Origin of the sequence: Bradyrhizobium sp. PSBB068 (assembly GCA_016839165.1) — a bacterium.
In the GTDB taxonomy this organism is placed as follows: domain Bacteria; phylum Pseudomonadota; class Alphaproteobacteria; order Rhizobiales; family Xanthobacteraceae; genus Bradyrhizobium.
In genome coordinates, this window is sequence record CP069300.1 from 5,603,754 (window position 1) to 5,620,914 (window position 17,161).

Sequence of the window (17,161 nt, forward strand, 5' to 3'; positions counted from 1 at the left end):
TGCGGGTGACGTCGATGCCTTGCTCCCCACGGCTTGCCGCCGCCGTCGCGGCCATCTCGGTCCTTGCGTCCGCTCCGTCCGTTGCGATGGACGATTTCCTACGCGCATCGAGCAGCGCGCCGACCACGATCACGCTGTGCGGCGACAATGGCGACGCCACGATCAAGACTGCCGCCTGCAAGAAGGCCGGCACCGACAGGCTGGTGGCGCAGATCGACAAGGCGTTCGACGCGGCGCTCGGCAAAATGCCGGCCAACGTCAAGCCGCTGCTGAAGCGCGACCAGGCCTGGTTCAACGAGATGATCATCGACGCCGCCGGGGTGCTCACCGATGCCGACGCGGACGAGTTGAAGCAGGCTTTTGCCGAGACCTTGCGCCGCCGCGCGGCCGCGCTCGAGGCAATCGCATCCGGCCGGCCCGGCATCGCCGGCACCTGGGTCAACGCCTTCGGCAGCATCACGCTGACGCCGGCCGATAGCGGCGCCTATCGCCTCGCCGCCGATCTGCGCGGCGACTATGGCGGCGACCGCCGGCGCACCTGCCAGCTGACCGCCGATCTGAAACCCGCAGGCGGCGGCTGGCTCGCCGGTCCCGTAGTGACCGAAGCGGATACATCGTCCAATAAGGCGAAGACCGACGCAGCCGCCGCTCCCGCCAAGCCGCCGTCGTTAAAGCTCCGCCGCCAGGGCGAGACCTTGCGGATCGTCGGGACCATCGATGACGAGGGCTGGGACGGGTTCAACGACTGCTCGTCGATGTGGCAGGTCACGGGCAGCTATTTTGCCGCCGGCAAGGATGCGGCATCCGACAAGGCGGACACCACCTTCGTCACACCGACCTTCGACTGCACCAAACCCGAGACCGCGACCGACGAAGAAATCTGCGCCGATCCTGATCTCGCCGGCAACGACCAGCGGTTGAACCGAGCATGGAAGGCGTTGCAGCCGCGGCTCGACGAAGCGACGCGGCGCGCGCTGATCGACGATCAGCGCAACTGGGTGAAGAGCCAGACCGAGCAATATCCGGAATTCCTGCATCCGGCCTGGAACAAGCAGAGCTCGCAGGTGCATTTCACCGTCGATGCGCGCGATCACGTCGACGGCCTGCAGCGCGAGCGCCTGGCGCTTCTCGAAGGCTTCGACGACAAGCGCAGCGGGCTTGCCGGGGTCTGGCTCGCCTACAACGCCGTCATCAAGGTCACCGCCGACGGCAACGGCGCCGTGACGGCCAAGGGATGGAAATGGGACCAGGGCGACTGGAAAGCCGGCTGCGACTACGAGATGACGGGCAAGATCACCGGCGGCGCGTTCCGCTCCGACGAGCGGCGCAAGAATCCGGACACACTCGAGCGCGACCATGCGATGCTGATCGTCAACCGGCAGGACGACGTCTTTGCCAAAAAGCGCACCGACCAGGACAGCGATGAAGCAAAATGCAGGCGCCGGCTCGACAACTCCTCGACCGCACGGCTGTTTCCTGCCCGCCCTTCACGCGACATCGACAATTTCAAGGGCTCGATTCGATAGCGGCGCGACCGTCCGGCTGCGCCGTCACAGGTTGCGCGTTTGCCTGTCGCCGTAGGCGATCACGAAAGCGACCGTCGCGAACATCATGGTCACGGCGATGACGACGAGAATGGTATCCAAGGTCATGGCGTTCCTCCAAGCTTGACGACCGAACGCTAATGCGCCGGCTGGAAGGGGCCTTGCGGCAGATCAATTTTGATCGAAAACGTCTGGGCATGAAACCGCGGCGGCGTCTTTTGCGTATGCTCAGTCATTGATCAGGGAGCAGACCAATGCGCGCGATCGCCCTCATTGCCGCCATCCTGTTCACCCTCACCTCGCCGGCCGCGGCCGACGATGTCAGGGCAGCGCAGGACGTGATCCGCGCCCAGGAGCAGGCGTTCGGCCGCGACGACGCAGCTGGCGCCTATTCCTATGCCGCGCCTGCGATCCGGCAGATCTTTCCGCAGGCCGAGATCTTCATGTCGATGGTGCAGCGCCAATACGCGCCGGTCTATCGCCACCGAAGCTTCGAGTTCGGCGAAGCGCAGAGCGCGGGCGACCGGATTGCCCAGCGCGTTCATATCGTCGACGCCGATGGCGAGGCGTGGGAGGCGCTTTACACGCTGGAGCGGCAGGCCGACGGCAGCTTGAAGATCACCGGCTGCTCATTGCTGAAGGCGGGTCAGGCGGTATGAGCGCATCGGCCCTCGCCGCTGTAGCTTCAGGACAAGCCCTTTCTCAGCCGAAGCCGGTCTTCGAGCCAGTCGAAGATGACTTCATTGGCCAGAGTGGGATTATCGATATGTCCTTGCATGGCAGCGGTTTCGGCACGACGGAACAGGATCAGGCTGGCGTCGCGATGACTGTTGCCCAATTGATTGCCGAATTCAGTCAACGCACCTGGAAGCAGCCAGCCGGCTTCGCCCGCGGTGACGAGCAGCGGACATTCGATGCTGCGCGAGATCGCATTGGCCTCCTCGAGCCATCCGGTCTGCGCATTGTCGCCTGCTTGCCGATAGAAGAAGCTTCTTTCGTGCGAGTCCCATATTCCGGCATCGCAAACGGCGGCGGCAAACCGGGCATCACTTGCTGCCGCGCGGGCCACCAGGGAGGAATTGCACGCATCAGCCACGATGGCGATCCGCGTGCTGTCGACACCGGGCTTCTCCGAAAGAAAGTCCAGGACACGACTCATGGCGGCTTCGAACTTGTGGCCGTCGAGCCGTTCCGGCGACAGCGCCGCCTGCGTTCCGAGCAGGTCCATGGCGAGCAGCGAGAAGCCGCGCTCGTTCGCATGACCGGCGTATTTGGTGATCAACTCTTCCTTGTAGGAACCCGGCTCGCCGATGCAGACGATGACGGGCCCATCGTCGCGAAACGCCGACGGCAGGTAATAGGCCTGAAGCGACAGGTCTTCGGTCCACGGAATCGAGAGCACCTGGCCGGCCGGAACCCGGGTCTTCAAAAAGCTGGTTGCACATCGCCGCATGCCGTCGACGGCACGTGTCAGCAACTCGTTGGCGTATCCGGGAGGCCTTGCGGCGGCGTGAAAGTAGCTCGTGGCCCGCAGCCAATTGCGACGGGCGGTGACCAGATTGTTGTTCAGCAACGAATGCTCGGCGCGCGCCTCGTTCAGTTCCGCGGTCTTGATCCACTGCTCGGACCACGAGCTCTCCGACGCGAGGTTGATCTTGCTCAAGGTCAACCAGCATTCGGAGACCGTCGAACCGCCTTCCTGCGCGGCGGCCAGCAGCTTGACGAACTCGGCCGACAGATCCTCTCGATCCGGCCAGGCAGGCCAACCTTTGTCATCGAATTCGACGCTGCTTGACGAGGCTCCGCGCGTCCCACAGTGGTCATGCATGTTTCGTCAACTCGTTCGCACCCGGCTGCGCTGCCGGTATGCGTTATCGGTACGAGCCCGCTTGTTGTTGTCGACGAACCGCCGCTTCGGTAGCCGCGCGACGCTGGCGCCGAAATCGCAAACGCCAATCACCCAGCTCTCCCAAGGAATATTCCAAATTCGCTTCATATAATTGAAGTAATTCGGCAGCGGCAAATGTTGATATGGCGGCGCAGGAATGCGTTGCGCTTATGCCTGCGGACCGAACGTTGCTGCAGCAATCGTCGCCGAGCAAACGCTCGGTAATGTTCCGCTTGCGAACCTGCCGCCGGCGCAAGTCTGCTCACAGGATCGCGAGAACCGATACGCCGTCACTCACTCAGTCGTGACTGCGCGCACACCCAGCAAACACGAGGCATATCCCCGCACCGCTAATCGGGTGCGCTGTGGCTCTGTCCCTAACCGGGTAGTGCATCGCGACGAGATCGAGAACGCAGCGTCGTTCATGCAATCCAGCCAGCCGTCATTGATGTTCGGCTGCATCGCGCACGCGAGTCGGCGCGAGCCTACCGTCTTCAAATGAAGAACCTCCGGCAGGGCATTGCCGGAGGTTTTGGAGGCTAGTTCATGAAGAAGTCTGATATCTCCTCATCATGGTCGGCAGAGCAACCGACACCAAGTTTGTACATGATAGACTAATGTTAGTAAATCATACAATGTGCTCTTCGTTCAAAATCAAAGCCTCGACAGTTTCCCGTCGAGGCTTTGGGTCGTAATCAAGTCCCGATCAACCGGGCCTTACCAGTTGCGCTGCGCGCGGAGCAGCAGCATGTAGGTATCCTGGTTGCTGAGCGAGTAGACGGCGGCCGGCTTGCCGATCGCCGCACTACCCGGGTAGCTGATCGTGCCCGCGTAGTTCTGATCCAGATGGGTGTAGGTGAAGTCGGCCGAGAATGTCAGGTTCTTCACCGGAGTCCACTGGGTCTGCGTACCGATCTGGGCAACGCTGTAGTCGGGGTTGCACGAGGTCAGGTTCGAGGTGGCGCCGATCAGGACACCGAACGATCCGCCCACGCCGGTCCCGCCGGGGCCGCAGATGTAGCTCTTGGCGGTGCCATTATAGTTGACCTGGGCCCACGCACCGTAGACGCTGGTGTTCCAATAGGGATTCCAGTTGTGGACATACGCGCCGCGCACGCCGTACGTCGTGATCAGCTGCTGCGATCCGCCGGAGACGAACACGCTGTCCGGCGCAATGCCGAAGCCGATGCTCTGATAGGCACCGGGAACGCTGGTGTTGCCGAACGAGGTGAACGCACCGGCACCCGAGAGATCCTGGATGTTGTAGCGCGTTGCGCCGTTGGTATAGACGCCCTGCACGTTGATGGTATCGCCAGGTCCGGTCGGGATGTTCTTGATCGACAGGGCCAACTGACCCGCCCAGCCCCACTTGTCGTCGGGATGACCGGTGACTTCAGTGCCGCCGTAGTAGGCCGCGTGATTGTTATGCGCCGCGAACGACGCCTGGAACAGGCCCCAGGCTTGGTCGACGCGGAGCGACGCGACCAGATCCGGAGCAATCGTGCCGGCATAGTCGCTCGCGCCGTAGGGACCGAGAGCGCCGGTACCCTGCACACCGAGATTCTGCACGCCGGCCTGATAGTAGGCCGACTGATCCTGGGCCGACAAGGCCAGCGACACGCCGTTGCCGAACTGCGCGGTGTAGGTGAACTGGTTGACGCCGGTGATCGTGCCACCGCCGCCGACGAGGCCGTCGAAATTGTTGCCCGGATAGTTGGCCCACGGCGCCGAGAACTGCGAGACCGCCTTACCCATGGTGAAGCCGGCGAACTGGATGAAGGCGTAATAGACGCCGACCGTGCCGGCGGCGACACCGCCCGAGCTGGCGTTGTTCGGAGCAGCAGACGTTCCGATCGGCGAGTAGACCGTCGAGCCTGCCGCGGCGCCCGCGCCATAGCTGTCCGAGGTCCAGCTGAAGGTCGCATCGAAGAAGGTGCGAACCACGCCGTATTCGGTCGCGGTGCGGGTGTCGACGTTCAGGTCTTCACGCGAACGCCAGGTGTAGCCGTTGGTGAAGCGGTTCTGCGCACCGCCGGCGCCGGCGTAGTTGCCGGTGTGATCCGAGTTGGTGTTCGCCAGAACGTCGACGCGCAAATAGCCGCCCAGCTTGATGCAGGTGTCGGTGCCCGGAATAAAGTAGAAGCCCGGACCATAGAGCGAGCAGACCTTGACGTACTCGACTGCCTTGGCCTTGACCGGAAGGTCGGCCGCCATGGCTCCGCTGCTCGCGGCGAGAACTGCCGCCGAGCCCAACAAAAGGCCCTTAACTATCTTCATGCTATCCTCCAAGTGATGCCTTGCTCTGCCGGCAAAGCGACAAACGTTCCCCTCCCGAAAACCGCTGCGGCGCAGCCATTTTCAAGATGCGCGTGGTCAACTCGGCCACTGCAGGCGTGAGATGGTGGATGCCCCCCATCTACGATGCGGAACAATGCAATTGAGAGGTCACATATTCAACTTATATTAGTTAGTCATTCTATGTTTGCGCAGCCATGTGTCATTCAGGCAACGGCCGCACGAACATTTTCGTCCGGCGCCTGCTTCAAAAAATTGCTCGAAGATGAATTTTTGTTAAGGTAGGGCATGACCGAGCGCAAAGCGACCGACAAACTGCAGGAGGCGACTGAGCGACTGGCTTGGGAAATCGTGTCGACCAGCATCCGCCTCGACGAATTGCGCAGCATCTGGGCCAAGATGATCGGTATCACCGGCCCGCAATGGATGATCATGACGGTGCTGGCGAATGCCGAGGACCGCAATGTCGGCCTGCCCGTCGGCGCGGTCTCAAGGGCGCTGCGGGTCGACCAGTCCTTCGTGGTCACGCAGTCGAAGCTGCTCGAAAAGAAGAACCTGCTGCGCCGCAAGAGCTCGACCGAGGATGCCCGGGTCGTGAACCTGTCGCTGACCGAGCACGCCAAGAAGCAGATGGCGAACCTGTCCGCGCAGCGCCGGGAGTTGAACGAGTTCGTCTATGCCGAGCTCGATCTGCGCGAGCTGCAGCAACTGACCGGCAAGATGGATTCCATCAAGACCCGCCTGGAAAAAGCGATCGCCAGAATCTCGGTCGATCTCTAGGAAGATCGCTGATATCAGCCGCAGTCCCGATCAGATTCTTGTTTGGCATGATCTCGTCGGAAAACCGCTTCGCGCTTTTCCGGATCATGCCAGTGCCAGCCGCTGCCGCGAGCGCATCAGGAGCAGCAGGATAATGCTGACATTGAGCAGGTTCCAGGCGAGGCCATTGGTGAAGGCCGCAGCATAGGAACCGGTGGCGTCGAAGATCACGCCCGAGATCCAGCCGCCAAACGACATCCCGAACACCGAGGCGAAGATCACGATGCCGATCCGCGTTGCCGCTTCCGATGCCGGCATCGCTTCGCGCACGATGATGGCGTAGCTCGGCACGATGCCGCCCTGGAACAGGCCGAACATCGCGGAGATGACGTAGAGCGAGGTCAGGCTGTCGAAGAACAGATAGAACAGCAGCGCGGAGCCCTGCGCGATCGAGCCGATCAGGAGCGTGCGGATGCCGCCGATCCTGTCGGCGAGAAAGCCCGAGCCGATCCGGCTGATTATGCCGAAGCCAAGCATCAGCGACAGCATCTCGGCGCCGCGCGCCACGCCGTAGCCGAGATCGCCGCAATAGGCGACGATGTGGACCTGCGGCATCGACATCGCGACGCAGCAGGAAATCGACGCCAGCGACAGGATCGCGGTCAGCGCGTTGGTGGAAAGCCTGAGATCGACGCGCGGCGGCGCAGCATTGACATGGCTGCGCCGGGTCGCCGCGCCCATCAACAGCCGCAGCACCACGAGCGCCAGCGCCATCGCGACCGCGGTGAAGACCCCGATCGCGATATGGGTGGCGCGCCAGCCGAGGCTCTGGATGCCGAAATTGACCAGCGGCGGCCACACCGTGCCGCCGACATAATTGCCGCTGGCGGCAATCGCGACCCCGAGACCGCGGTAGCGCTCGAACCAGTGTGAGGCCTCCGCCATCAGGGGGCCGAAGGTCGCGGCCGACGACAGGCCGATCGCGAAATGGAGCAGGATGAAGGCCCAGACCGACGGCGCGTAGCCGGCGCCGACATAGCCGAGGCCGAGGATGCCGATCCCGGCGCCGATCGCCGCAACGATGCCGTAGCGGTCGCTGATCTTGCCGGTCACGACCTGGCCGAGACCGAAACCGAGCATCACCATCGTGAAGGCGAGCGAGGCGGTTCCGCGGGTCGCACCGAAGTCGGTCTGCACCACCGGCAGCGCCACCACGACCGACCACATGCCGACGCTGCCGAGCGAGCCGATCACCACGGCAACGGCAAGACGCAGCCATGCCCGGCGCGAGTCGGGAATGAACGTTGCGGCTTCGGGGGAATATTCAGAAGAAATTACCACGGCCCGCGGAACTTCGTCGGCAATTGCCTCAAGGTCAAGCCGCATTGCCGAGAGATTAGGCATGCAGCAGCAAGGGGACGCGCCGAACTTCACCGGCGCGTGAAGCGCCTCATTTGCCGTAGTTCGGGTCCTGCGCCTGGAACGGACCGCACTTGGCGTCGAGCCCGAACCGGTGATCGAAATCGACGGTGCCGCCGCCGAGGGGAATGCGGGTCGGCGGCAGGCCGCGCGTGTACTGATCCACGGTCACGAATTTCTTGTCCGCGCTCATCGTCACATGCACCGGCTCGAGGACCTTGCCCTTGTTGAGCTCGGTCAGGTCGAGCGTGTAGTAGCCGTCCGCCGTCGCGCCCGCGGCCATGCCGCCATGCGGCGCCAACACCACCGATTGCGGCAAAAAGACCTCCATCAACACGCCGTTGCCCTTGCAGGCGACCATGCGGATCAACCAGGTCCGGTCGTCCGGCAGCGTCGCGGCGAAGGCCGGCGCCGACAGCAGCGCAATTGCGGCAGCAAGCGCCGCCATCAAGGTTCGACCCGTCCGGTTCGACATGGATCCTCGGGGGTGATTGGTGTCTCGCGTTTCGTCGAGGGCCAGGCCGCGAAAGTTCAAATCCGCTTCGTGCACCGCAGGGATCACAGCCGCACCCGATCGACCGGGAATATTGGCGATCGCACCGTGATCCATGTTGACGAAGAAAACTGATACAATGCGAGCCGGTTCACACTGACGGCTCGCCGTCCGGACCTATCATCCCGCCGGATGGCGCGCAGCTCGCAGGTATGAGGATCGAAGCGCACACTGTCGGAGGCCCATCATGCATTCATCGTCAGCAGAATGGTTACCCGTTGCGTCAGCACCGCCGGACCGGGAACTCGAGGTTTGCATCCTCGACTATGACGGCATGGTCCATGCGCTGATGTTCCCGTGCCACCGGGACGGTGCCGAGTGGGTCGAGCATCTCAGCAGCAGGCATCTCGACATCCAGCCGACGCATTGGCGCAACTGGATGCCGTCCGCCAACTAAAGCGCCTGCCCGGATATTGCGCTAGATTTGCCACGTGAGGTTCAAGGGTGGGCCAGGAGGCTCGTCATGGAATCACACGTGATCCCTTTCGAGAATCGTTGGACGAACGGCGAGCATGCCTCGGAGTGGCATTGCGAGCTCGAGCGGCCGGGCGTGCCGACGGTCCGGACGATGTATTGCGAGCATGAGACGCATTACCGCGGCGAGACGGCGGTGGTGTTCGACATCCCTGCCGGCTTTGTCCACGACTGGCTGGCGTTCCACGCCCGGCGCGCCGCCCGGCAGCAATCGCTGTGGCGCGCCAGCGTCATCACGCTCGGCCTCATCGCCGCATCGGGCGCCGTGCTCGGTGTGCTGAGATAGGGGCAACGACCCCGTCCCCGGAACGGCCAGACGGTCCGCCCCGCCCTTTCCGGCCCCGGAATCGCCTGCCCAAAAGCCTGCGACGTCAGGCGCAGCCCTCCGACGGCACTTATTAACCCTTTGCTAACCATACACCCGGCAAGAATTGCCGAGTGAAGTCGAGTGTCGTCGAACGCGTCTAACGGGCGGAGATCCCCGTGAACGCCAGCGCGGTGCCTCACTTTCGGAACGGCGGCCCTGCGGCCGTCGCGCAGACGCTTGGCGGCCGCGGCCGCCAGTCGCGGGGGAGAGCGGCAACCATGGTCGACATCACGGCGGGTCAGGGCACGGCGGGCAAGAGCGGATTGCCGAGCCTCGGCGAGATCGGGGATATCCTCAAGCGCGGCGATATCGCGCTGGCGGTCGGCGTCCTCACCATCCTGGTGGTGCTGATCCTGCCGCTGCCCTCGATCGTGCTCGACCTCTTCCTGGCGGTCTCGATCACGGTCTCGATCCTGATCCTGATGACCTCGCTGTTCATCCAGGCGCCGCTGGAATTCTCGTCGTTCCCGACCATCCTGCTGATCTCGACCATGCTGCGGCTGTCGCTGAACATGGCCTCGACCCGGCTGATCCTGAGCCACGGCCACGAGGGCACGGCAGCCGCCGGCCACGTCATCGAGGCCTTCGGCAACTTCGTGATGGGCGGCAACTTCGTGATCGGCATCATCGTGTTCGCGATCCTGGTGATCGTGAACTTCGTGGTCATCACCAAGGGTTCGGGCCGTATCGCCGAGGTCGCGGCACGCTTCCAGTTGGACTCGATGCCCGGCAAGCAGATGGCGATCGACGCCGACCTGTCCGCCGGTCTGATCGACGAGAAGGCCGCCAAGGAACGCCGCAAGGCACTGGAAGACGAGAGCGGCTTCTTCGGCGCGATGGACGGTGCCTCGAAATTCGTCCGCGGTGATGCCATCGCCGGCCTCCTGATCGTCGGCATCAACATCGTCGGCGGTATCATCATCGGCGTCGCCCAGCAGGGCCTCTCCTTCAGCGAAGCCGCCCGCACCTACACCGTGCTGACAGTCGGCGACGGCCTCGTCACCCAGGTGCCGGCGTTGATCGTCTCGACCGCGGCCGGCCTGCTGGTCTCCAAGGCCGGCATCACCGGCGCCGCCGACAAGGCGCTGATGCGCCAGCTCTCCGGCTATCCGCAGGCGCTCGGCATGTCGGCCGGCGTCATGCTGGTGCTCGGGCTGCTGCCGGGCATTCCGACCCTGCCCTTCCTGGCGCTGGGCTCCGGCGCCGCGATGCTCGCCTGGAACGCGCGCAAGCAGAAGCGGGCGGCGAAGGCGGCCGAAACCGCGGCAGCCGCCGCTCCCGCCGCAGCCGCGGCCGCCGCCGCTGCCGCCGCGGAAGAGCCGATCGCCGCCGCGCTGAAGATCGACGACCTCAAGATCGAGCTCGGCTACGCGCTGCTGCCGCTGGTCAACGGGCCTGACGGCACCGACCGCCTCACCGAGCAGATCAAGGCGCTGCGCCGCTCGCTCGCGATCGAGATGGGTTTCGTGATGCCGGCGGTGCGCATCCTCGACAACGTCCAGCTCGAGGCCAACAGCTACGCCATCAAGATCAAGGAAGTCGACGCCGGCACCGGCAAGATCTGGCCGGCCCAGTTCATGGTCATGGATCCCGCCGGCAACCAGGTGCAGCTGCCCGGCATCCACACCATCGAGCCGACCTTCGGCCTGCCGGCGACCTGGGTCGATGCCGGCCTGAAGGAAGAGGCCGCGCTGAAAGGCTACACCGTGGTCGACGCCGCCACGGTGCTGTCGACCCACCTGACCGAACTGCTCAAGACCAACATGTCGGACCTGCTGTCCTACGGCGAGGTGCAGAAGCTGTTGAAGGACCTGCCGAAGGAGCAGGGCGAGCTGATCAAGGACATCGTGCCGAGCCAGGTCACGGTGTCGGGCATCCAGCGCGTGCTGCAATTGCTGCTCGCCGAGCGCGTTTCGATCCGCGATCTCTCGACCATCCTCGAAGGCATCGCCGACGCATTGGCGTTCTCGCGCAATCCGGCGACCATGGTCGAGCACGTCCGCGCCCGGCTCGCCCGGCAGATCTGCGCCCAGAACACCTCGCCGAACGGCTACCTGCCGCTGATCGCACTGTCGGCGCGCTGGGAACAGGCGTTCGCCGAGTCGATCGTCGGCACCGGCGACGACCGGAGCCTCGCGATGCAGCCCTCGAAGCTCTCGGAATTCATGACCGCCGTGCGCAACGCCTTCGAGCAGGCGGCGCGCGAAGGCGAGGCGCCGGTGCTGGTGACGTCGGCCGCGATCCGGCCGTTCGTTCGCTCGCTGGTGGAACGGTTCCGTTCGCAGACCACCGTTTTGTCGCAGGCCGAGATCCATCCCCGGGCCCGTCTGAAGACGGTCGGCAGCGTCTAGCGCTTCGGCTCCGACCGCGGCGGAACCGAAGCTCTGGGTTGTAGTTTGACGGTTTTCGTCACGCCGGGCGGGGCGTCAGTTCGCGGGAAAAATGCTGTAGTGGCCGCAAATCACTTACGTTTTCGCCCGTGTTTTCCCGCCACAGGCAACTGATTTATGTGGAACCGGCCGAAACGGCCCCATCTGGAATGCAGCATTCCAGCGTCAGCTCAAGGCACTGATATTACGAAGGTTTAATGCGATCTGAGATTACCAAAGGGTCATTTTTGATCGCGACCGATCACGTATGATCACGCTCTTGTGATGCCATCTGGGGAACGGAATCGGCAAATCCTACGTTAGCGAGGCACGAGACGTTGAACCGGGCACCAAGCCGAACCGACAGATTGACAGAGAGCAGGAAGGCGGCAGGAGACTTCCATGAACCACTCGATCTACAGCGCTGATCGTACGACGCACCTGAAGATTGTGGTGGTCGCTTTGGTCGCCGGTATCCTGGTCGCTGGCTTCGGCATCTCGGCGCACAATTCGTCGGACGAGGGTTACACTCAGACCGCTCGTGTCATGAAGGCCGGCAAGCCGGTCGCGATCACCAGCACAAGCAATTCGCTGGTCCGCTAACAGGAGAGTTTCACGGAATTCACGTAGCTCTTTACAGCCCCCCAAAGTCGCTGCGTGGATATTTAAGACCCCCAACTACCCCCAAGTTGACTATCGAAAACGCCCGCTCCCCACGGGCGTTTTCTTTTTGTGCGGCGGGTGTGGCTGTCTCCACGTCACTGCCGACAGTCTCTCACGATAGGGTGCGGCCGCTATCGTGACCCGGGCGGCACGGTCTCTATCAGCTTGCCGGTGAAGATCGGCGCCGAGGTCGGCTGGCCGTTCGGCGAACCGCCGGCCTGTTCGACGGTCACCGCGTAGGTGGCGCCATTGATCACGTCGGGATCGTAGCCCGACAGCACCGGACGGGCGGTGAAATCATCGGCGCCGATCACGCCGAGCGAGCGCGGCTGCGGCAGCTTGTCGGAGATCAGCCAGAGCTCGAAGCTCTTGCCGGGCTCCGACGCGGCACCGACCTTGCGCACGGTGAAATTCTTGGTCGCGCCGTCGATGGTCATGATGAAGGCCGGCCCGCCATTCGGTCCCTGCAACAGCGCGACATATTGCGCCGACGGCGTGAGTGCCGGCGCCGGCGTCTTCACTTCCACGGTCTGGATGCGCGGCTTCGGCCGGATCGCATTCGGCAAGGCATCGGGCCGGTAGATCTGCAGGCCGAGCGTCACCAGCAGCGCGGCCGCGATCGCCGTCGCAGCGGACGCGATGCCGCGCCAGCGCTTCATGCGGCCGGTCAGCGCGACCACGTTGCTGTCGTCGCCAAGGCGTGGCCGCACCGATGGCCGCCGGATCTCGGCCGGCTGCCGTATCCCTTCCGGCTGCGAAGGCTCCGGATCGAACGCCGAGCCGAACTCGACATCGTCTGCGATCGGCGTCGGTGGCGGCGGCGCCACCGTGGCGGCCGGCGTCTCGGGCAGCACCAGCGGCGCCTGCGGCGCGCTGGCATGGCCGATCGCCGCCTTGATGTTCTCCCAGACCACCGGGCGCGGCTCGACCAGACCGACCATCTGGTTGAGCGGCCCGAGCCTGAACTCCCAGGCCTGCACCAGCGCGCCGAACCCGCTGTCGACGGCCATCATGGTCTCAACCTGCGTGCGCTCATCGGCATCGAGGGTACCGAGCGCATATTCCGCGGCGAGCGCGATATGGTCTTCGCTATAGGCCATCAATCAGAGTCCAAGACACTCCCGGATATCCATCAGGCTGCGGCGCAGCCAGGTCTTCACCGTGTTCACCGGTGTCTCGAACTTTGCGGCGAGCTGCTCGCGGCTCCAGCCGTTGTAATAGGCGAGCAGCACGAGCTTCTGACGATCTGGCTCCAAACGACCGACGCACTCCAGCAACCGCTTCAACTCTTCCGTCATCTCCCGCCGCGCCAGCGGATCGGGCGAGTCGGCGGCAACCTCCATAGCAGCCGGCTCGTCCTCCAATGAGGACTCGCCACGCTTGCGCACCACATCGATGGCGCGATTACGCGCGATCGACGTCATCCACGTGATCGGGGAAGACAGGGCCGGGTTGAACTGCCCGGCACTGTTCCAGATCTTGACGTAAGCCTCCTGAATGACCTCCTCGGCGAGATCCTGACGCCGCAAGATACGGAGCACGACGCCGAAGAGTTTCGCGCGGGTCGCGGCGTACAGCCGCTCGAAGGCGGCCTCATCCCCCTTGGCGACGGCGGCGATCAGCCAGACCAGCTCAGCCGGCGTCAGCATTCAGCGCCCTCCAAGCCTGCATCCCCCATCGCCTCATTGCCACCGCGCTGCCGATTATCCGCTCCGGACCGGTGGTAGCATATTTTGGGACAGCACCATCCGCCAAGTGGCTGACAAGTGGCCGAGCAGAGGCCGGCTTGTGGACAGCGCCCAACAAAAAGCCCGGGCGGTCGGCCCCGGCTCTCAATGTGGTCTGCGGAGGGAGCGAGGGGTCAGGCGATGACGCCCAGACGGGCCCGCATCAGGCCGATCGAATCCATGTCGGCTTGCTCGCGGGCGCTCTCCTCCGCGCGTTCGCGCGCCTGGTCGCGCTCGTCGAGCAGTTCGACCTTCTTCAATTCCTCGAAGGCTTCCGACAGCAGCGCCTTGGCGTCGTCGAGCTGGGCGCGCAATTCGTCGGCCGAGCGGGTCAGGTTCTCGCGGCGCTGGATCGCGGCCTTGGCATAGGTAGGGTAGGCGAAGTGCGAGGGATCGTTGATCCCGGCGCGCTCCTGCTCGGTCTGGATCTCGCGCTCGAGCTCGACGGACATGCGCTGGAAGTCGGCGATCATGCCTTCGATCTGGGTAACCCGACGGCGCTTTTCATCGACCTGAAATTTCTTCAGGCGGATCAGCGTTTCACGTGACTTCATCGACTCATACTCCCCAGAAGTCCCCAATCCGAACGCGGGACAGAGCCGGCTCCCCGCTGGGCCCCGCCGGCATAGCTATGGTGTGCCGGCGATGATGGCCTGACAAAGTTAGCGTTCCGTTTCCAAACCCGACAGGATTTGAGCCAGTTGCCGGTAGCCATCGCCGAGGCTGGTCGCCTCGTCCTTGGCCTGGCGCAGGAAGCTCTCCAGCGGCTCGTGCAACCGGATCGCCTCGTCGACCTCGGGGCTGGAACCCGGCCGGTAGGCGCCGAGCCGGATCAGTTCCTCCATGTCGGCATAGGTCGCCATCACCTGCCGCGCCTTGTTGATGAAGGGCAGGAAATTGGGGTCAGCCGACTTCGGCATGGTGCGCGAGACCGACTTCAGAATGTTGACGGCGGGATAGCGGCCGCGCTCGGCGATCGCCCGCTGCATCACGATGTGACCGTCGAGGATGCCGCGCACCGCGTCGGCGATCGGCTCATTGTGATCGTCGCCGTCGACCAGCACGGTAAATATCGCGGTGATGGTGCCGGCGCCAGTGCCCGGCCCTGCCCGCTCCAGCAGCTTCGGCAGTTCGGTGAACACGGTCGGCGTGTAGCCCTTGGCGGTCGGCGGCTCGCCCGCCGAGAGCCCGATCTCGCGCTGCGCCATCGCAAAGCGCGTCACCGAGTCCATCAGGCACAGCACGTCCTGGTCCTCGTCGCGGAAATATTCCGCGATCGCGAGCGTGAGGTACGCCGCCTGGCGCCGCATCAGCGCCGGCTCGTCCGAGGTGGCGACCACCACGACCGAGCGCGCCAATCCCTCCTCGCCGAGATCCTCCTGGAGGAATTCCTGCACCTCGCGGCCGCGTTCGCCGATCAGCCCGATCACCGAGATCGCAGCATCGACGTTGCGCGCCAGCATCGACAGCAGCACCGACTTGCCGACGCCCGAGCCGGCGAAGATGCCGAGCCGCTGGCCGCGGCAGCAGGTCAGGAAAGTGTTAAGGCCGCGGACGCCGAGGTCGAGCGGCGGCCCGACCCGCTTGCGCGAATGCGCCGGCGGCGGCGAGTTGCGGTAGGACATCGGCGAGGCGCCCTGCACCAAGGGCCCCTTGCCGTCGATCGGCTCGCCCATCGCGTTGACGACGCGGCCGAGCCAGGCCGGCGACGGCCGCACCTGGCTTGCCGCGTTGGCGATCACAGCGCGGCAGCCGCGCCTGACGCCCTCGAGCCCGCCGAACGGCATCACCACCGCATTCTCGCCGGAGAAGCCGATCACCTCGGCCGGGATGAAGCGGCCGGCGCCGACATCGATCACGATGCGGGCACCGACCGACATCGCGTGAATGGGGCCTGCGATCTCGACCATCAGTCCGCGGACGCCGACGACACGGCCATAAATATTGACGCCGTCGATGTCGCCGATCTGCTCCGCGAGCGCCTTCATTGCGAAAACCTTAAGTTTCCGCAATTTTGCGCCGGCCGCTTAACTTCGTGTTTACCCGCATCATTAATCATTGCGTCACTGTCTTTGGTGACTGAGGTCGCTCGCCCATCAGAAGAAGGGCGAGTCGCGAGAGTCGGTTAGGCCCGATTCTTAATGTGGAAACTGAACGAGCGCGGTTAGGAAAAGCTTCTTCTACGCAATATCTTAGGGCGATTCGACAAAAATTGCACGGTTAGAGCTTGCGTCGAGGAATCAGTTTTTGTTAACCATATCTCGTCAGGATCCGAATCAGTTGTTCAAAGGCGTTTTGTGAGTGCCGCAAGTGCGGCCGACCTGACGCCCGGAGCGGCGACTATAGGGGACTGGCATGCGCGTTTTGCTAATTGAAGATGATAGCGCCGTCGCGCAGTCGATCGAATTGATGCTCAAATCCGAGAGTTTCAACGTCTATACGACGGATCTCGGTGAAGAAGGCGTCGATCTCGGCAAGCTTTACGACTACGACATCATCCTGCTCGACCTCAACCTGCCCGACATGTCCGGCTACGACGTGCTCAAGCAGCTCCGGGTTTCGAAGATCAAGACTCCCATTCTGATCCTCTCCGGCCTCGCCGGCATCGAGGACAAGGTCAAGGGTCTCGGCGTCGGCGCCGACGACTACATGACCAAACCCTTCCACAAGGACGAGCTGGTCGCCCGCATCCACGCGATCGTCCGCCGCTCCAAGGGTCACGCCCAGTCGGTCATCCAGACCGGCGATCTCGTGGTCAATCTCGACACCAAGACCGTCGAGGTCGGCGGTCAGCGCGTGCACCTGACCGGCAAGGAATACCAGATGCTGGAGCTGCTCTCGCTCCGCAAGGGCACCACGCTCACCAAGGAAATGTTCCTCAACCATCTCTACGGCGGCATGGACGAGCCGGAGCTGAAGATCATCGACGTCTTCATCTGCAAGCTGCGCAAGAAGCTCGCGAACGCCTCCGAGGGCCGCAACTTCATCGAGACCGTGTGGGGCCGCGGCTACGTACTGCGCGAGCCGCATGAGGCCGACGAACGCATTCCCGCCTGACGCTTTCTATAGCAAACCTCCTCAACCCCGCCGCAAATGGCGGGGT

At 63.8% G+C, this 17,161-nt stretch carries 16 protein-coding genes; 8 read left to right on the top strand and 8 right to left on the bottom strand.

Annotation, left to right across the window (positions count from 1 at the left end):
• The first annotated feature begins 14 nt into the window (after positions 1–14).
• On the top strand, positions 15–1,526 hold the full coding sequence (locus JQ507_26090) for a DUF1311 domain-containing protein (GenBank protein QRI68369.1): 1,512 nt from the start codon (positions 15–17) through the stop codon (positions 1,524–1,526).
• Between the two features lie 272 nt (positions 1,527–1,798).
• A complete protein-coding gene (locus tag JQ507_26095; GenBank protein QRI68370.1) occupies positions 1,799–2,203 on the top strand; it encodes a DUF4864 domain-containing protein in 405 nt (134 codons plus the stop codon).
• A 26-nt stretch (positions 2,204–2,229) separates the two neighbouring features.
• On the opposite strand, the gene JQ507_26100 is transcribed toward JQ507_26095, so the two are convergent.
• Positions 2,230–3,372, bottom strand: a complete 1,143-nt coding sequence (locus JQ507_26100; protein ID QRI68371.1) for a dienelactone hydrolase — start codon at positions 3,370–3,372, stop codon at positions 2,230–2,232.
• 777 nt (positions 3,373–4,149) lie between these two features.
• Entirely contained in the window at positions 4,150–5,709 is a 1,560-nt protein-coding gene (locus JQ507_26105; protein ID QRI68372.1) for a porin, read from the bottom strand.
• 306 nt (positions 5,710–6,015) lie between these two features.
• Here JQ507_26105 and JQ507_26110 point away from each other — a divergent pair, with 306 nt between their 5' ends.
• On the top strand, positions 6,016–6,507 hold the full coding sequence (locus tag JQ507_26110; GenBank protein ID QRI68373.1) for a MarR family transcriptional regulator: 492 nt from the start codon (positions 6,016–6,018) through the stop codon (positions 6,505–6,507).
• An 84-nt stretch (positions 6,508–6,591) separates the two neighbouring features.
• Here JQ507_26110 and JQ507_26115 read toward each other — a convergent pair whose 3' ends face one another.
• Together JQ507_26115 and JQ507_26120 are read right to left on the bottom strand one after the other, a co-directional pair.
• The gene (locus JQ507_26115; protein QRI68374.1) at positions 6,592–7,827 is read right to left on the bottom strand and encodes an MFS transporter; all 1,236 of its coding nucleotides are present in this window, start codon (positions 7,825–7,827) and stop codon (positions 6,592–6,594) included.
• A 109-nt stretch (positions 7,828–7,936) separates the two neighbouring features.
• Complete coding sequence (locus JQ507_26120; protein QRI73517.1) at positions 7,937–8,380, bottom strand: hypothetical protein; 444 nt, start codon at positions 8,378–8,380, stop codon at positions 7,937–7,939.
• A gap of 265 nt (positions 8,381–8,645) precedes the next feature.
• Here JQ507_26120 and JQ507_26125 point away from each other — a divergent pair, with 265 nt between their 5' ends.
• From JQ507_26125 to JQ507_26140, 4 genes are all read left to right on the top strand, one after another.
• Positions 8,646–8,855, top strand: a complete 210-nt coding sequence (locus JQ507_26125) for a hypothetical protein (GenBank protein ID QRI68375.1) — start codon at positions 8,646–8,648, stop codon at positions 8,853–8,855.
• A 66-nt stretch (positions 8,856–8,921) separates the two neighbouring features.
• Positions 8,922–9,218, top strand: a complete 297-nt coding sequence (locus JQ507_26130; GenBank protein ID QRI68376.1) for a hypothetical protein — start codon at positions 8,922–8,924, stop codon at positions 9,216–9,218.
• A gap of 299 nt (positions 9,219–9,517) precedes the next feature.
• Positions 9,518–11,650 (top strand): flagellar biosynthesis protein FlhA, encoded by a 2,133-nt coding sequence (gene flhA, locus JQ507_26135; GenBank protein ID QRI68377.1) that lies wholly within the window; start codon positions 9,518–9,520, stop codon positions 11,648–11,650.
• A 420-nt stretch (positions 11,651–12,070) separates the two neighbouring features.
• The gene (locus JQ507_26140; GenBank protein QRI68378.1) at positions 12,071–12,271 is read left to right on the top strand and encodes a hypothetical protein; all 201 of its coding nucleotides are present in this window, start codon (positions 12,071–12,073) and stop codon (positions 12,269–12,271) included.
• Between the two features lie 191 nt (positions 12,272–12,462).
• Here the strand turns inward: JQ507_26140 and JQ507_26145 are convergent, their stop codons facing one another.
• The 4 genes from JQ507_26145 to fliI form a co-directional block, all read right to left on the bottom strand.
• Entirely contained in the window at positions 12,463–13,431 is a 969-nt protein-coding gene (locus tag JQ507_26145; protein QRI68379.1) for an anti-sigma factor, read from the bottom strand.
• A gap of 3 nt (positions 13,432–13,434) precedes the next feature.
• Positions 13,435–13,980 (bottom strand): sigma-70 family RNA polymerase sigma factor, encoded by a 546-nt coding sequence (locus JQ507_26150; GenBank protein ID QRI68380.1) that lies wholly within the window; start codon positions 13,978–13,980, stop codon positions 13,435–13,437.
• 212 nt (positions 13,981–14,192) lie between these two features.
• Positions 14,193–14,612: a flagellar export protein FliJ gene (gene fliJ, locus JQ507_26155; protein QRI68381.1), complete on the bottom strand. Its 420-nt coding sequence runs from the start codon at positions 14,610–14,612 to the stop codon at positions 14,193–14,195.
• A gap of 108 nt (positions 14,613–14,720) precedes the next feature.
• Entirely contained in the window at positions 14,721–16,046 is a 1,326-nt protein-coding gene (gene fliI, locus JQ507_26160; protein QRI68382.1) for a flagellar protein export ATPase FliI, read from the bottom strand.
• Positions 16,047–16,413: 367 nt separating this feature from the next.
• Here fliI and JQ507_26165 point away from each other — a divergent pair, with 367 nt between their 5' ends.
• The gene (locus JQ507_26165; protein QRI68383.1) at positions 16,414–17,115 is read left to right on the top strand and encodes a response regulator transcription factor; all 702 of its coding nucleotides are present in this window, start codon (positions 16,414–16,416) and stop codon (positions 17,113–17,115) included.
• Positions 17,116–17,161: the final 46 nt, after the last annotated feature.

Coding starts and splice junctions, on each gene's coding strand:
- JQ507_26090 (QRI68369.1), top strand. CDS start 15: ATGCCTTGCTCCCCACGGCTTGCCGCCGCCGTCGCGGCCATCTCGGTC.
- JQ507_26095 (QRI68370.1), top strand. CDS start 1,799: ATGCGCGCGATCGCCCTCATTGCCGCCATCCTGTTCACCCTCACCTCG.
- JQ507_26100 (QRI68371.1), bottom strand. CDS start 3,372: ATGCATGACCACTGTGGGACGCGCGGAGCCTCGTCAAGCAGCGTCGAA.
- JQ507_26105 (QRI68372.1), bottom strand. CDS start 5,709: ATGAAGATAGTTAAGGGCCTTTTGTTGGGCTCGGCGGCAGTTCTCGCC.
- JQ507_26110 (QRI68373.1), top strand. CDS start 6,016: ATGACCGAGCGCAAAGCGACCGACAAACTGCAGGAGGCGACTGAGCGA.
- JQ507_26120 (QRI73517.1), bottom strand. CDS start 8,380: ATGTCGAACCGGACGGGTCGAACCTTGATGGCGGCGCTTGCTGCCGCA.
- JQ507_26125 (QRI68375.1), top strand. CDS start 8,646: ATGCATTCATCGTCAGCAGAATGGTTACCCGTTGCGTCAGCACCGCCG.
- JQ507_26130 (QRI68376.1), top strand. CDS start 8,922: ATGGAATCACACGTGATCCCTTTCGAGAATCGTTGGACGAACGGCGAG.
- flhA (QRI68377.1), top strand. CDS start 9,518: ATGGTCGACATCACGGCGGGTCAGGGCACGGCGGGCAAGAGCGGATTG.
- JQ507_26140 (QRI68378.1), top strand. CDS start 12,071: ATGAACCACTCGATCTACAGCGCTGATCGTACGACGCACCTGAAGATT.
- JQ507_26145 (QRI68379.1), bottom strand. CDS start 13,431: ATGGCCTATAGCGAAGACCATATCGCGCTCGCCGCGGAATATGCGCTC.
- JQ507_26150 (QRI68380.1), bottom strand. CDS start 13,980: ATGCTGACGCCGGCTGAGCTGGTCTGGCTGATCGCCGCCGTCGCCAAG.
- fliJ (QRI68381.1), bottom strand. CDS start 14,612: ATGAAGTCACGTGAAACGCTGATCCGCCTGAAGAAATTTCAGGTCGAT.
- fliI (QRI68382.1), bottom strand. CDS start 16,046: ATGAAGGCGCTCGCGGAGCAGATCGGCGACATCGACGGCGTCAATATT.
- JQ507_26165 (QRI68383.1), top strand. CDS start 16,414: ATGCGCGTTTTGCTAATTGAAGATGATAGCGCCGTCGCGCAGTCGATC.